Annotated in this window: 13 protein-coding genes; 6 read left to right on the forward strand and 7 right to left on the reverse strand. The window is 61.5% G+C overall.

Annotated features, from left to right (window positions below):
- Nucleotides 1–208 precede the first annotated feature (208 nt).
- Nucleotides 209–862: a helix-turn-helix domain-containing protein gene (locus WDB88_RS13750; protein WP_330646913.1), complete on the forward strand. Its 654-nt coding sequence runs from the start codon at nt 209–211 to the stop codon at nt 860–862.
- A 15-nt stretch (nt 863–877) separates the two neighbouring features.
- On the opposite strand, the gene WDB88_RS13755 is transcribed toward WDB88_RS13750, so the two are convergent.
- The 6 genes from WDB88_RS13755 to WDB88_RS13780 form a co-directional block, all read right to left on the reverse strand.
- Nucleotides 878–1819, reverse strand: a complete 942-nt coding sequence (locus WDB88_RS13755) for a LysR family transcriptional regulator (RefSeq protein WP_330646912.1) — start codon at nt 1817–1819, stop codon at nt 878–880.
- A 146-nt stretch (nt 1820–1965) separates the two neighbouring features.
- Nucleotides 1966–2976, reverse strand: coding sequence for a branched-chain amino acid ABC transporter permease (locus WDB88_RS13760; protein WP_330647275.1), 1011 nt, complete (start codon nt 2974–2976; stop codon nt 1966–1968).
- Nucleotides 2977–2983: 7 nt separating this feature from the next.
- Nucleotides 2984–3850, reverse strand: coding sequence for a branched-chain amino acid ABC transporter permease (locus WDB88_RS13765; protein ID WP_339109723.1), 867 nt, complete (start codon nt 3848–3850; stop codon nt 2984–2986).
- Nucleotides 3850–4560 (reverse strand): ABC transporter ATP-binding protein, encoded by a 711-nt coding sequence (locus WDB88_RS13770; RefSeq protein WP_330646909.1) that lies wholly within the window; start codon nt 4558–4560, stop codon nt 3850–3852. The genes WDB88_RS13765 and WDB88_RS13770 overlap by 1 nt, the downstream gene beginning before the upstream one ends.
- Nucleotides 4544–5278, reverse strand: coding sequence for an ABC transporter ATP-binding protein (locus WDB88_RS13775; RefSeq protein ID WP_330646908.1), 735 nt, complete (start codon nt 5276–5278; stop codon nt 4544–4546). Before WDB88_RS13775 ends, WDB88_RS13770 begins: the two co-directional genes overlap by 17 nt.
- 64 nt (nt 5279–5342) lie before the next feature.
- Nucleotides 5343–6614, reverse strand: coding sequence for an ABC transporter substrate-binding protein (locus WDB88_RS13780; RefSeq protein ID WP_339109724.1), 1272 nt, complete (start codon nt 6612–6614; stop codon nt 5343–5345).
- Between the two features lie 530 nt (nt 6615–7144).
- On the opposite strand from WDB88_RS13780, the gene WDB88_RS13785 reads away from it, so the two are divergent.
- From WDB88_RS13785 to WDB88_RS13795, 3 genes are all read left to right on the forward strand, one after another.
- Nucleotides 7145–7591, forward strand: coding sequence for a hypothetical protein (locus WDB88_RS13785; RefSeq protein WP_330646906.1), 447 nt, complete (start codon nt 7145–7147; stop codon nt 7589–7591).
- 8 nt (nt 7592–7599) lie between these two features.
- Nucleotides 7600–8382 (forward strand): fumarylacetoacetate hydrolase family protein, encoded by a 783-nt coding sequence (locus WDB88_RS13790; RefSeq protein ID WP_330646905.1) that lies wholly within the window; start codon nt 7600–7602, stop codon nt 8380–8382.
- Nucleotides 8383–8463: 81 nt separating this feature from the next.
- The gene (locus WDB88_RS13795; protein ID WP_330646904.1) at nt 8464–9213 is read left to right on the forward strand and encodes an aldolase/citrate lyase family protein; all 750 of its coding nucleotides are present in this window, start codon (nt 8464–8466) and stop codon (nt 9211–9213) included.
- A 1-nt stretch (nt 9214) separates the two neighbouring features.
- Here the strand turns inward: WDB88_RS13795 and WDB88_RS13800 are convergent, their stop codons facing one another.
- Complete coding sequence (locus tag WDB88_RS13800; protein ID WP_339109725.1) at nt 9215–10525, reverse strand: ABC transporter substrate-binding protein; 1311 nt, start codon at nt 10523–10525, stop codon at nt 9215–9217.
- A 170-nt stretch (nt 10526–10695) separates the two neighbouring features.
- Between WDB88_RS13800 and WDB88_RS13805 the strand changes: the two genes are divergently transcribed.
- Together WDB88_RS13805 and WDB88_RS13810 are read left to right on the forward strand one after the other, a co-directional pair.
- Nucleotides 10696–12039 (forward strand): NAD(P)/FAD-dependent oxidoreductase, encoded by a 1344-nt coding sequence (locus WDB88_RS13805; protein ID WP_339109726.1) that lies wholly within the window; start codon nt 10696–10698, stop codon nt 12037–12039.
- A gap of 33 nt (nt 12040–12072) precedes the next feature.
- On the forward strand, nt 12073–14442 hold the full coding sequence (locus WDB88_RS13810; protein ID WP_339109727.1) for a DUF1989 domain-containing protein: 2370 nt from the start codon (nt 12073–12075) through the stop codon (nt 14440–14442).
- The last annotated feature ends 64 nt before the right edge of the window (nt 14443–14506 follow it).

A 14506-nucleotide genomic window follows, 5' to 3' on the forward strand; every position in this document is an offset into this window, starting at 1 on the left:
TGAATTTTCGTCATTTTATCTGGATGAAAAGCCGCCCCTAGCCTGCTGTTCAAAAAGGATATTCTGGGACATAGGTTCGGGCGCACTGTAAGGAGCGCCAAAACCACCTGCCGCAGGCGGGCGTGGCTTGGCGGCAGATTGCTTCCGGTTTCGGAGGCGGGACGCTAAGAAAGCGAATGTGATTCGTAGATGACTGGAATGGTGCCACATGCCCTCGACCCCGACAGAACCGCCCGCCGAAGGACGTGTCGCCCGCCGTCAGCGCCGCACCCGCAAAGCGCTGATTGACGCGGCCTGTCGGGTGATGTCCGAAAAGGGTGTGGACGCCGCCACCATGCTGGAAATCGCCGAGGCCGCCGATATGGGGGCGGGCACTGTCTATAACTATTTCAAATCGAAAGACGATCTGGCCGTCGCGGTGCTGGAATTCCTGATGCAGGATCTTGCGATGCGCATCGAATCCGTCACCAATACCTTCAGCGATTCCGCGCTGGTCTATGCCTGTGGGGTGCGCTCGGTGCTGGAGGTCGCCACACAGGACGCGCGCTGGCATCCCTTGCTCAACCGCTCCGAGGTGATTGCCGATGCGATGTATCGGGCGATGGGGCCCTTTGCGATCCGCGATATGGAACGGGCGACGGAGGCGGGCCGCTTTACGATCAGCGATGCCAGCCTGATCTGGCGGCTGACCAGCCACGCCCTGCTGGGCGCGGCGCTTCTGATCCTGAAGGGCGACCTTCCGGCCACAGCCAAACCGGAAATCGTCATGCGGCTGCTTTGTATGACAGGACTGCCACCGGCAGAGGCGCAAGATCTTGCCCTACGCGACCTGCCCCCCGTCCCCGACAGGCTTCCCGCATAGGCGCGCCGCCGCGCCTCAGAGGGCCTCGATCTCGGCATCCAGCCGCGATTGCAGCGCAGCGCAATGGCTACGGATATGGTCCGACACCACCTGTAACGCCGCAGGGGCCTCGGCATTTTTCAGGCGTAACAGGCCCAGTTGCCGGTCCGGATGGGCGACCTTGACCGGCAGCACGGTGATCCCCAGCATCTCGCGCACCATATGCACCACCGAGGATGGCAGCATCGTCAGACAATCCGTGCGCGCCAGAAAACTGGTGATCGATGCCAAGGTCCCGCCGGAAAAGGTGAATTTGGCATGTTCGGAGGCTCCGGTCGCCTCGATCGCCTGTTTCAGATCCCGAAAGAGCGGGCTGTCCTGCGGCGGGGCCACCCAAGAATAGGTGGCAATATCGCCCAGTTCCACCGAGCGCCGCCGCGTCAGCGGATGACCTGCGCGGCAGGCAATCACATTGCGCCCTGACAGGATCGGGGTGAACACCATGTCAATCGGCACCTGCCCCTGTGGCAGCGGCAGTACCGCCAGATCGATGGTCTTGTTGCGCAGCTTGCTGGCAAGGCTGTCGTAATAGCCATAGACCTGTTCGAATTGCAGCCCGCTGACCTGCTCTTGCAGATCCGCCAGTAGCGGAGTGATCACCCCGTCCATGAACAGCGGTGTGCCCCCCATGCGCAGATATCCCGCGCGGCCGCTTTGCACCCGCTCGACCAGCGCGCTGGCCTCCAGCGACAGGTTGTGGATCCGGCGTCCGATCTTGGCCAGCTCCTGTCCGAAATCGGTCGGACGCAGCGGGCGGCGGCCATGTTCAAACAGGGAAAGCCCCAGCCGTTTTTCCAGAATGGCCATAGACCGCGAGACCGAAGGCTGGGATTTGCCAAGCGCCTCCGCCCCTTCGGTCAAGCCCCCCTGTTCGACGATCATCGCAAGGATTTCCAGATGTTCGCTGTCAATCCGCATGGCCCAACCGATCAGTTATCCGCTCTTTCATCCGAGTTTAGGCGGATAATATACCTTTGTGCAATGCGCCTTCGCTGCAACATGCCCCTGCCGCGCCGTTTGGGACACGCGACAGGGGCATGGGAGGGGCATGGGAGCGGCAGCCCCTAGTCGAGACGGCGGCTGACCGGCAGGATCGTCAGCCCCAGACGGGCCTTGAGCGCCCCATAGATGCCCCGCTTGTCGATCATCATCACCGCAATCGCGATCACGCCCATGACAATCAGATACCATGTGCCCCAGTCCGCCGCGAGGCTGCGCAGCGCGAAGAAGACGATCACCCCAAGGATCGGGCCCTCGATCGTGCCGATCCCGCCGATCACCACGATAAAGATCACGAAAGCCGTCCAGTCATTGACCGAAAAGGCGCTATCGGGGGTAATGCGCAGCTTCTGCAGGAAGATGAAGGCCCCCGTCAGACCGGTGAACCCTGCCGTCAGAAGATAGATCAGGAATTTCACGCGCCGCGTGGCCACACCAACGGTTTCGGCGGCGATCTCGCTATCGCGGATGGCCGTCAGGGCCAGACCCCAGCGCGAACGCAGCAGCATCCAGACCAGCGCCACGGAGGCGATACCGATGGCGAAGGCAAAGTAATACATCACCATCTCGCGCCCGTCGCGGCTGGCAGAAAGCGATTTCACCACCTGTACGGGCAGCGAGATCCCAGACCCGCCGCCAAGCGCCGAGACCTGCGCGGCCCCCAGCCGGAACACCTCGGCAATCACCCAGGTGCCGATGGCGAAATAGGCCCCTTGCAGCCGGAAGGCGATCCAGCCCGTCGGCAGCGCCACCAGCGCCGTCACGCATCCGGCCAGCACCAGCGCCAGAGGCAGCGGCATGCCGGTAAAGATCGCCAGCGCGAAGAACACATAGCCCCCCAACCCGACAAAGGCCTGCTGCCCCACCGACACAAGGCCGGTATACCCTGCCAGCAGGTTCCACATCTGCGCCAGCGCCAGATAGCTCAGCACCTCCATCAGGAACCGAAGATCGGCGCGGCTGGCCCAGAAAGGAGCCGCAGCCAAAGTGCCCAGCACCGCCAGCACAAGGCCTGCCGTGGCCAGCGCGCCCCAGTTCATTCCGCTTTTTTGCGGGCTCATATCCATTTCTTTCATGCTCATCTCAATGCGCCACCTTCGGCGTCAACCCCGTCGGGCGGAAAATCAGGACAAGCAGGAAAACCAGATGCCCTGCCAAAATCTGGAACCCCGCATCGACCTGCGCGCCCAGCGTCTGTGCCACGCCAAGGATGATCCCGCCCAGAAGCGTGCCCCACAGATTGCCCAGCCCGCCAATAATCACCGCCTCGAAGGCGAAAAGAAGCCGCGCCGGTCCGGCGGCAGGATCGAAATTGGTTTTCATCGCCAACCAGATCCCCGCGATGCCCACCACAACGCTGGCCAGCGCGGTCGCCAAAGCGAAAGTATGCCCGCGGTTACCGCCCATCAGCGGCACGATTTCGGCATCATCGGAGGTGGCGCGCAGCATCCGCCCGAGGCTCGTTTTGTAAAACACAAGCTGCAAGGCCCAGATCACCGCGATAGCGGTCACGAACATCAGAAGCGGCAGCACACCCACGGCAATCTGGTCGCTCAGTTGCAGCGAGGCGGTCTCGAACATGCCGGTCGGCAATTTGCGGCTATCGGCGGAATAGAGTTCCAGCAGCCCGTTCTGCAAAATGATCGACATCCCGAAGGTGATCAGGATCGGCGGCAGGATATCCTTGCCCAAGGCGCGGTTCAGCAGGATGCGCTGGTTGATATAGCCCGCAAGCCCCAGAATAAGCACCACCATCGCCACACCCACAACCGGACTGAGCCCCCAGCTGATGACGAAGGTAAAAATCAGATAGGCGCCGACCACGATGAAATCACCATGCGCGATATTGACAAAGCGCATCACCCCGAACATCAGCGACAGCCCCGCCGCGAAAAGGGCATAGAGGCCGCCCAACATCACACCCTGAATAAGTGCGTTGATCCAAACCATCACGCGATCTCCGTTCCAAAATAGGCCTGCGCGATCTGTGCGCGCGTCAACTCGGAGGATTTGCCCGAAAGCGAAACCCGCCCTTCCATGAAGCAATAGATCCGGTCCGCGACCGCCATTGCCTGCCCGACATCCTGCTCGACCACCAGAATGGCCGTGCCGCGCGCGCGGATCAGCGGGACGGCCTGATAGATGTCCTTGATGATCTTGGGTGCAAGCCCGAGGCTGATCTCGTCACATAGCAGCAGCTTGGGGTTGGAAATCAGCGCCCGTCCGATCGCCACCATCTGCTGTTGTCCGCCCGAAAGCGCCGTCCCGGGGTTGTTTTTCTTGGCGACCAGATCGGGGAAAAGCTCATAGACCGCTTTCAGGTCCCAAGGCCCCTTCCGCTTGCCCGCCGCACCGATCAGCAGGTTTTCCTCGACCGAGAGCGAGGGAAACAGCCGCCGCCCCTCGGGCACCATCGCCAGACCCGCCTTATGGATCTTGTCCGGCGCAAGCCCCGCAATCGGCTGCCCGTCCAGCCGGATGGTCTGGCCCTTGGTCGATTGTAACCCCGTCAGACTGCGCAGAAAGGTGGATTTTCCGGCCCCGTTGGCGCCGATAATGGCCACGGTCTCGCCATGCTCGACCGTCATATCCACCCCGAATAGCGCTTGAAAATCGCCGTAATGCGCGGTCAGCCCCTCTGTCTCAAGCAGCTTCGTCATCGACCGAAATCCCCATGTAAATTTCCTGCACCAACGGATCGGCCATCACCGCACGCGGCTCGCCCTCGGCTACGATCTTGCCGAAATCGATCACCACCAGCCGGTCCACCACCGCCAGAAGCGCATGGACGATATGCTCGATCCAGATAATCGAGACACCTCCGGCATGGATCTGCTTGATGGTGGCCACCAGATCGTGGCACTCGCCTTCGGTCAGCCCGCCCGCGATCTCGTCCAAAAGCAGCAGCTTCGGATTGGTCGCCAGCGCCCGCGCCATCTCGAGACGCTTGCGTTCCAGCAGCGTCAGACTGCCTGCGGGTTTGTTGGCGCGATGGATCAACCCCGTTTTCTCAAGGATCTCCTTGCAGGCGCTGCGCGGGTCATCGAAGCCCGCGCCACCGAACTGGCTGGCCACCAGCAGGTTTTCGTAAACGCTCATGCCGACGAAAGGATGCGGGATCTGGAAACTGCGCCCGACCCCGCGACGGCAGCGTTCCGACGCCCGCATGCCGGTCACATCGGCCCCATCAAACCGGATCGTGCCCGCGCTCGGCTTCAGCGCCCCGCCGATCAGATTGAACAATGTCGATTTTCCGGCACCATTGGGGCCGATAATCCCGAGCGCTTCGCCCTGTGCCAGATCGAATGTGATCGCGTCAGCGACCTTCAGAGCGCCGAAACTCTTTTCGACGCCCGACAAGCTGAGAAGTGGTTGCACCGCTTCCTCCTCTTGAAATTTCATGAATAGGTAGGAGGGCGGGTCCGGTGAACCCGCCAGACCATCAGGCCTTGATCGGCAGCATCTGCGCGGTCAGCGGGATCTGCGGTGCATTGGAATTGGTCACGATTTCCAGCTGCGGCGTGCCCGAACCAAGTTTCCATTGCCCGCCAACCAGCGGGGTTTTGGAAATATTGGGCACCGGACCGTCCTGAAAATTGACCCGTCCCAGAACGGTTTCAAGATCGGTGGCGCGGATCGCCTCGACGATGCTATCCGCATCATCGATATCCTGCGTGCGGCTCAGCACATTGGTCGCGACATCGAAAAGCGAATGTTTCGTGCCAAGCGGCATCGTCCACGGGTTGCCGGTTGCGGCCTCATAGGCGGCGGCAAGCGCCTCGCAGCTCTGGCCGCTGAAAGCCGAACGGAAGGGAAAGTTCTTGTGCCATGTGACCTCGACCGAAAGCCCCTCGGCGCGCGGCCCCATCGCCGACATCGCCTGCGGAAACTCGCTGGCCTTCGCCACATCGACCACTTTCGGGGTAAAGCCCTGCTGGGCGGCCTGCGTCCAGAAGGTGTTGAAATCGGGCGGGATCATCACCCCTGTCACCACCTCCACACCAGCCTTCTTGAAGGCCTGGATCTGGGCGCTGAAATCGTCCGAGCCGTTCTGGTAACGTCCGGTATCCACCAGCTTGTAGCCCGCCTTCGACATCTCGGCGGGGAAGCCGTTCTGGCTGTTGGACCAGCTATTGCCATCGGGATCATTGGGCCACATCGCCCCCACGACCTTGTTGCTGTCCCCAGCCGCCCAATGCGACATGAAGACCGCGATAATATCCTCAAGCCCCCAGAAATAGTGGAATGTATAGTCAAACCCCACTTTCGGATCGCCCCCACGCCCGAAGAAATGCGCCTGCCAGGGCGTGTCATTGGTGATGCAGGGAACGCCGTTCAGCTCGGCCTGATCGGCAACGGGGTTTGTGGTATCGGGGGTGGCCGACGCACAGATCAGATCGACCTCGTCTTCGAAGATCAGCTCTTGCGCCACCGAAGAGGCACGGTTCGAACTGGACTGGCTGTCCTTGACGATAAATTCGACCGGATGGCGCGTGCCATTGACCTCCAGCCCGTCTTTGAGCGCGGCGCGATACTGGTCCAGCACGAACTGGTCCGGTTCGGCAAAAATTGCCAGCGGGCCGGTGGTCGGGGTCACAAATCCGATCTTAAGCGTGCGGGTCTTGGCCAATGCAGGCATCGGCAAACCGGTCACCGCCGCACCGGCAAGACCGGTCGCGACAGCAGATTTCAACAGACGACGTCTGGTGAGCATAGAATTCCTCCCTGAACAGATCCGGTTTGCAACGGGAATGCACCTGTTCATCCGGCGACAACCTCCCAGCGCCGAATGCGGATCATTCCTATCGCCTGCACTCCTCATTTGCAGAAGACCGGATCCTGTAATTATGTGTGTATTGCTCTGCGATACACCATACCATGATTAAGATACATTGGATTCGTGTCAATGAATTTTCGCAGCCGACCCGCGCCAAAACCAACAGTTTTCATCATTTTTAGAATTCAAGGCATTGTAATAAATAGATAATAATTATTCATTCCTTCGGATTAAAACGGCACCACCCGCCCCCTTCGACCGCATTGACAGTCTCGGGGCGCAGCCCTTCCGGCCTGCACTACCTCAGCCTGCGCCTCGCCGAGCAGTGATCATTTATCCTGCATCTGGGGCCAATGAATCGCTTGACAGCTCGTTTCAACTGTCTCACTTATTCATACACTGTATCATTTATTGATACACAAGCCGGTAGGAGGAAGACCGGTTTGCGCAGTTTTAGGGAGGACACCATGCTGCTTACGGCAAAGATTCTGCTGACGCTTGCAACGCTCGGCTATTCGGCGATTCCGCTCGCCTTCGATTCCAACAAAACCCATTGGTTCAACGATTCATGGACGCCGCATGGCCGGTTCCACTGCGTCTGGCAGGTGATGAGCTACGTCTATATGGCCCTGATCGCGCTGGGTCTGATCTGGACAGCGTCCAGCGTGAACTGGCAGATCTGGCTCTCCGCGGGCCTGGCCGCCTGCGCCTATGGCGGCTTCTGGACCGCTGTGGCGCTGCGCAAGAAGCTGGGGCTGGCGCTTGTGGATGACGTCAATGGCGTGCCGCCCTTCATGCTGCCCGTTCTGGGCGAATGTGATGCCAATGTGACCCTGTTCACCACCGCGGTGATCTTGCTGGGCACGGGCGCAGGTGCGCTCTCGCTTGCCGCAGCGACCGTCGCCGCCAACTGAGGACTACCATGCTAAATAACGAACAAAGGCAGGCTGCTGCCGACGCCATCCTGAAGGCCGAGCAAACCCGCGAAGTCTGTGTCCAGCCGTCGAAAACATGGCCGGAGATGGAGCTGGAAGACGCCTATGACATCCAGCGCCGCTGGGCCAATGCCCGCATCGCGGCTGGCGCGAAAATCATCGGACGCAAGATCGGCCTTACCAGCCGTGCCATGCAGATGGCCTCGAAAATGACCGAGCCCGATTATGGCGTGATGCTGGATGATGCGGTCTTCAAGGACGGGGCGCGCATTCCGGCAGGCACGTTCATCAAGCCGCGTCTGGAAACCGAACTGGCCTTTGTTATGGGCGAAGACCTGCAAGGCGCGGGGTGCCAGATGCATGACGTGATGCGCGCCACCGAATACGTGACGCCCGCGCTGGAAATCATCGATTACCGCACGCAGGTACCGCGCGCGATTGCCGATACCATCGCCGATAACGCCGCTTTTGGCGCGATCGTGCTTGGCGGGCGCATCTTCCGCCCGTTCGATGTGGATGTGCGCTGGATCGGGGCGACGCTTTCGAAAAACGGCGTGATCGAGGAAAGCGGCGTGTCGGCGGCCATCATGGGCCATCCGGCAGCCGGGATTGCATGGCTGGTCAACAAGCTCGCCCCGCTAGGCGATGGCCTGAAGAAAGGCGATATCGTTCTGGGCGGCTCGTTCACCCGCCCCGTCGATATTGCTTCGGGCGATGTGATCTTTGCCGATTACGGCCCGCTTGGCGCGATCGGCGTCAGCTTCGAATAACACACGCCCCGCCTGCAATCGCAGTCTCTCTGGCCCCGCCCTACCAAGCGGGGCGGGGAAAGCTATCACAGAAAGCCCATCATGACCGATATGCCCAAAAACCACTTCAAAGCCGCGATGCAAGCCTTTGAAGTCCAGCGCGGCTGCTGGTGCAGCCTGCGCGATCCGATCGTGGCCGAAATGCTGGCCGTGCTAGGGTTCGACTGGCTGATGTTCGACACCGAGCACTCGCCCATCGACCCCGCAACCGTGCTGTCGCAGTTGCAGGCCGTCGCGCCGTATAAAGCCAGCTCGATCGTCCGCCCGAGCTGCCTGAACGCCGCCGAAATCAAGAAGTTGCTGGATCTTGGAGCCCAGACGATCCTTGTGCCGATGGTCCAGAGCGCGGCAATGGCGCAAGAAGCGGTGGACGCGGTCGCCTATCCGCCCAGCGGCATTCGCGGCGTGTCGGGCATGACCCGCGCCACCCGATTTGCCACCGTGCCGGGCTACCACAAGAAGGCCCGCGAAGAGATCTGCCTGATCGTACAGGTGGAAAGCAAGGCGGCGCTGGACGAAATCGAGGCAATGGCCGCCGTTGACGGCGTCGATGCGATTTTCGTCGGTCCCGCCGATCTGGCCGCTTCGCTGGGCTATCCGGGCGAGCCGTCGCATCCCGAAGTCACCCGCGTGGTGCTGGAGGCCATCCGCCGCATCCGCGCCGCAGGCAAACCGCCGGGCATCCTGACCAGCGATCCCGCTGTCTATGATCAGGCGCTGGAAGCGGGCGCGGTTTTCGTGGCGAAAGACATCGATCTGGTGGCCATGAAAAAAGGCCTGTCGATCAGCTAACCTATCCGGCGGGAGGGGACGACCCTCCCGCTCGGCCCTCCCGATCCTGCAGTGGGGGCCGCACCGCTATCCTCTGGTGCCAAAGCTGGCCAAAGCGCGACAGCTCGTCCGCCAGAACGGTCTCATGCGCATCCAGCCAGTCGATAACCGACGCGAACGCCACGATCCGTGCATGCCCGTCCTGCAGGCGCACCACCGGCCAGTTGCCGACAAGCGCGTTATCGATCCCGAAGACCGCATCCCCCCACCAGCGCGCCGGACCGAACGCATGCGGCATCTGCCGCCCGCGTTTCATTGCCGCCAGCACCGAGACCGGAGATGTCGTCTCGACCCGCTCGACAGCCTGATGCCACAGATCCAGCACCGAGGCATATTCCCAGCTGACCGCGCTCCAGCTTTCGGGGAAGCGGCTATTGTAATTCTCGAAAAACTGCTGCGGGCGCCGGAAGAAAAAGGCCAGATCCGCCAGTGCCGGATCATCGAAATCGGGAAACTGGAAGGTAAAGCGGGCCATGAAATCCGCCGAAGTTTCCGCAACAAGCTGCCGGTAACCGTCCCCCGTGCAGGACAGGATCTGACCGCCGAACCCCTGTGCAAAAGCCGCAAGCGTCAACGCCCTGACCATCGGGGGGGTCGAGGAGCACCAGCACAGGATATCCGCCTCCGAGGCGACCATCCGCGCCACAATGCCTTCTGCCGCAGCGCCTTCCTCATAAAGCACCTCTTCCACGACCGGTAGTCCCGCCACAGCACAGGCGGCGCGGTAGCAGGCCAGAGACGGCAGTCCCATCAGGTCATTCTGGCTGCATAAGGCAATTTTCGCGCCCGGATATTCGGTTGCCAGATGTGCAACCCCCGTGACATTGAACAGCGGATGCACCTCGGCGGGGGCGATCAGATAGGGACGGTCGGGCGACAGATCGGTCGGCAGCAGGGTCGTGGTCAGGATGCGGCGCGACATGAGATAGTCGATGGCGGGGCCGACCTCGTTGCCACCGAGGGTCAGCACCAGACAGGCCCCATGCGTCTCGACCATCTCTTGCGCGGCGCGCAACGTGGCCTCCGGCCCCGAAGCGGTATCATGCGACAGGATCTCCACCGGATGCCGCCGCCCGCCGATCATCAGCCCGCCGCGCTCGTTGATCCAGTCGCTCCAGAGCGAGGCCCCGTCCAAACCCGGTTGTCCCCAGATCTTTTCCGGCCCGCTTCTGGGCAGCAGGAACCCGATACGGACCGCAGACCCGTTTCTTGACCGCAATCGTGGCAAGGTGCCGGTGACTGTCAGCCTTTGTGCAAATGATGCCCCGCTCATTTATTCAGCCTCTGCATAATTAAATGCCAGTTCATCGCGCGAATGTCTCCGCCCGATATTCCTGTAAAGAAAAAAGGTTGACCAGCAAAATAATTGGATTGCTCATTGGTATTGCAAAATGAACCAAATTTATAATTGGTCCAAACCAGCCAGAGGAGCACAGGAGAGATATGTCAAAGCGCGTTGCTGTCATCGGCGCGGGGCCCTCCGGCCTTGCCCAGCTCAGAGCCTTCCAGTCCGCCGCCGAAAAAGGGGCGCCCATCCCCGAGGTGGTCTGCTTTGAAAAGCAATCCAACTGGGGCGGGCTGTGGAACTATAGCTGGCGCACCGGCGTCGATGAATATGGCGAACCCGTGCATGGCTCGATGTATCGCTATCTCTGGTCCAACGGACCAAAGGAAGGGCTTGAATTCGCGGACTATTCATTCGAAGAACATTTCGGAAAGCAAATTGCCTCCTATCCGCCTCGCGGCGTGCTGTTCGACTATATCGAAGGGCGCGTGCTCAAGGCCGATGTCCGCAAATGGATCCGGTTTTCCTCGGTTATCCGCTGGGTCTCCTTCGACCCCCAGAGCGGCCTTTTCACGCTGACCATTCATGACATGGTCAAGGATCATGTCTATCAGGAGGAATTCGACCATGTGATCGTGGCCTCCGGTCACTTCTGGTCACCGAATGTGCCGGAATATCCGGGGTTCGACAAATTCCACGGGCGCATCCTGCACGCCCATGATTTCCGTGACGCACGTGAATTCGCAGGCCAGAACGTGCTGGTGGTCGGGGCGTCCTATTCTGCCGAGGATATCGGATCGCAATGCTGGAAATATGGGGCCGCCAGCATCACAAGCTGCTATCGCTCGGCCCCGATGGGCTTTGACTGGCCGGAAAACTGGGAAGAGAAACAGGGGCTTGCGCATGTCGAAGGCAAGACCGCCTATTTCAGGGACGGCAGCAGCAAAGACATCGACGCAATCATCCTATGCACCGGATACCGGCATGTCTTCCCCTTCCTGCCCGATGATCTGCGCCTGAAAACCGCCAACCGTCTGGCCACCGCCGACCTGTATAAAGGCGTGGCCTATGTGCATAATCCGAAGCTGTTCTATCTGGGCATGCAGGACCAGTGGTTCACCTTCAACATGTTCGATGCGCAGGCATGGTTTGTGCGTGATGTCATTCTGGGGCGCATCGACCTGCCCGATGACACGCAAAGCATGATGGCCGATGTGGCCGCGCGCGAGGCTGCGGAAGAGGCATCGGATGACGTGAAATACGCCATCACCTATCAGGGCGACTATATCAAGGAACTCATCGCCGAAACCGACTATCCCAGCTTCGATGTGGACGGGGCCTGCGAGGCATTCTTCGAATGGAAGGCGCATAAGAAGAAAGACATCATGGGCTTTCGCGATAACAGCTACCGCTCTGTCATCACCGGCACGATGGCCCCTGTGCATCACACGCCGTGGAAAGACGCGCTGGATGACAGCATGCAGGCCTATCTGCAGAACTGAACCGGCTCCCCCCTTTTTGTCAGGACCTGCGCCATGACCCTGTTTTCCGACCTGCCCCTGTTCCGGCCCGGTGCGCCACTCCCGACACATGCGCGGCGCGTGGCGGCCCTTGGTCGCCCTCGGGGAACCGAGCATTACACGATCCCGGGGCGCGGGGCCTATCTGGTCCGGCTGGCCGAGGGGGACCAGATCACGCTCACCAATCTGGAAGGGGGACAGGCCGCGCTGCTTCTGGTCACCCATCCGGACGGGCGCCCCGATGCAGGGCTGATCGGCGCAAGGGCCGATAGCCCGCTTGCCCCCCTACAGGCGCTTCTGCGCGCCGCAGGGAGCGGCATGGAGCGCCTCAGGCGCGGACTGGAACGGCGGAATATTCCCCTTGAAGGACAGGGGATTGGCCTTTTCGGCCAGAGCAGCCCCGCCGGCGACCAGGCCCGTTTTACCGCCCGTTCTGCGGGATGGCTGCTGCTGGCGGCCCCCGCCCCTGTCATGGATTTCGAGAGCCAGAACACCGCCACACCCATCGGGCTTCTGCTGCACCGCGCGCATCCCGGGGCACAGCTGCGCCATGCCCTGCCCGACCCTCTGGCCGAGCCGCTACAGGATCTGCGCATCGCCTCGGCCACGGCGCGCGCCTACCGGATCGCCAAGGGCGATTACATCCAGATCATTGATGTCGATGGCCGCCAATGCACCGATTTCCAGTGCTTCGACGCGCGCAAGCTTGACCGCGGACAGGCCCTGCCGCTGGATGTCACCACCACCCGCAGCCTGCAAGCTCTCGCCTATCCGATGCCGGGCCTGCATGGGAAATACTTCGATCAGGACATGACCCCGCTGGTGGAGGTCATTCAGGACACCTGTGGCCGTCATGACGCCTTCGCACTGGCCTGCTCGGCGAAATATTATGACGATCTGGGATATCCGGGGCATGTGAACTGCTCCGAGAATTTCAATGCCGCGCTGGCCCCTTACGACATTGCGGGGCGCGCAGGCTGGATGGCGGCCAATTTCTTCTTCAACACCGCCATTGACCAGCATGGTGTTCTGGTGGCGGACGAGCCGTGGTCACGTCCGGGAGATTATGTGCTGCTCCGGGCATTGACCGATCTGGTCTGTGTCTCTTCGGCCTGCCCCGATGACACTTCTGCCGCCAATGGCTGGGATTTGACCGATATCCATATGCGCAGCTATAGCGGAGCGGAGACCTTCTCCCGCGCGGCAGCCTGGCGCCCCACCCCGGAGGATGACCCTATCATGACGCGCGAAAGCGGGTTCCACGCCAGTTTTGCCCCCCTAACCCGCAATTTCACCGATTATCGTGGCTTCTGGCTGCCCGACAGCTTTACCCAGACCGATCCGGTTGAAAGCTATTGGGCCTGCCGCGAGAAAGCCGTGATCATGGACCTTTCCGCCCTGCGCAAATTCGAGGTCACGGGGCCGGATGCCGAGGCCCTGCTGAACTGGGTGCTGACCCGCGATGTGTCGAAACTCGGCAGCGGTCAGGTGGTCTATTCGGCAATGTGCTACCCGCATGGCGGCATGATCGACGATGGCACCCTGTTCCGGCTGGGACCGCAGAATTTCCGCTGGATCGGCGGCAGCGATCTGGGCGGGACATGGATGCGGGAAGAGGCGGCGCGGCTGGGGCTGAACGTGATGATCCGCAGCTCCACCGACCAGCAGCATAACATCGCGGTGCAGGGGCCTGCCGCACGCAAGATCCTGAAAACCGTTCTCTGGACCGCGCCCCATCAGCCGGCCCTCACCGCGCTGGAATGGTTCCGCTTCACGGTGGGCCGCCTTGGCGGTCCGGACGGCGTTCCTCTTGTGGTCTCGCGTACGGGCTATACGGGCGAGCTGGGCTACGAGATCTTCTGCCACCCGCGTGACGCCAAACAGGTCTTCGAGGCGGTATGGGCGGCGGGCCAGCCTTGCGGACTGCGCCCGATGGGGCTGGCCGGGCTGGATCTGGTGCGCATCGAGGCGGGGCTGATCTTTGCAGGTTATGATTTCGACGACCAGACCGACCCGTTCGAGGCAGGGATCGGCTTCACCGTCCCGCTGAAGTCGAAAACCGCCGATTTTGTCGGGCGCGAGGCGCTGATCCGGCGCAAGCAGCATCCCGCCCGTGTCTTTGTCGGGCTGGAGATCGAGGGCGAGGAAGCGGTCTCGCATGGCGATTGCCTGCGTCTGGGACGGGCGCAGATTGGCGTTGTGTGCTCGGCCATGCGCTCCCCGCGCAGCCATATGTCGATTGCGCTGGCACGGGTCGATGTGGCCCATTCAGCCAGCGGAACGCTCTTGGAGGTGGGCCAGCTTGACGGGCATCTGCGGCGCAGGCAGGCCAGAATAAGCCCCGTGGCGCATTATGACCCGAAGAAGGAGCGCCCGCGCAGCTAGGCTGCCGCGCATCCGCTTAATGCTGGACCTTGAGGCGCCCGCCGCCTATGAAAAAGGCAGGACG

Source organism: Thioclava sp. GXIMD4216 (assembly GCF_037949285.1).
In the GTDB taxonomy this organism is placed as follows: domain Bacteria; phylum Pseudomonadota; class Alphaproteobacteria; order Rhodobacterales; family Rhodobacteraceae; genus Thioclava; species Thioclava litoralis.

What these genes read in the sequence shown, in the direction of transcription:
- WDB88_RS13810 (WP_339109727.1), top strand. Translation starts at nt 12,073, where the DNA reads ATGACCCTGTTTTCCGACCTGCCCCTGTTCCGGCCCGGTGCGCCACTC.
- WDB88_RS13795 (WP_330646904.1), top strand. Translation starts at nt 8,464, where the DNA reads ATGACCGATATGCCCAAAAACCACTTCAAAGCCGCGATGCAAGCCTTT.
- WDB88_RS13790 (WP_330646905.1), top strand. Translation starts at nt 7,600, where the DNA reads ATGCTAAATAACGAACAAAGGCAGGCTGCTGCCGACGCCATCCTGAAG.
- WDB88_RS13780 (WP_339109724.1), bottom strand. Translation starts at nt 6,614, where the DNA reads ATGCTCACCAGACGTCGTCTGTTGAAATCTGCTGTCGCGACCGGTCTT.
- WDB88_RS13760 (WP_330647275.1), bottom strand. Translation starts at nt 2,976, where the DNA reads ATGAAAGAAATGGATATGAGCCCGCAAAAAAGCGGAATGAACTGGGGC.
- WDB88_RS13800 (WP_339109725.1), bottom strand. Translation starts at nt 10,525, where the DNA reads ATGAGCGGGGCATCATTTGCACAAAGGCTGACAGTCACCGGCACCTTG.
- WDB88_RS13805 (WP_339109726.1), top strand. Translation starts at nt 10,696, where the DNA reads ATGTCAAAGCGCGTTGCTGTCATCGGCGCGGGGCCCTCCGGCCTTGCC.
- WDB88_RS13755 (WP_330646912.1), bottom strand. Translation starts at nt 1,819, where the DNA reads ATGCGGATTGACAGCGAACATCTGGAAATCCTTGCGATGATCGTCGAA.
- WDB88_RS13765 (WP_339109723.1), bottom strand. Translation starts at nt 3,850, where the DNA reads ATGGTTTGGATCAACGCACTTATTCAGGGTGTGATGTTGGGCGGCCTC.
- WDB88_RS13770 (WP_330646909.1), bottom strand. Translation starts at nt 4,560, where the DNA reads ATGACGAAGCTGCTTGAGACAGAGGGGCTGACCGCGCATTACGGCGAT.
- WDB88_RS13785 (WP_330646906.1), top strand. Translation starts at nt 7,145, where the DNA reads ATGCTGCTTACGGCAAAGATTCTGCTGACGCTTGCAACGCTCGGCTAT.
- WDB88_RS13750 (WP_330646913.1), top strand. Translation starts at nt 209, where the DNA reads ATGCCCTCGACCCCGACAGAACCGCCCGCCGAAGGACGTGTCGCCCGC.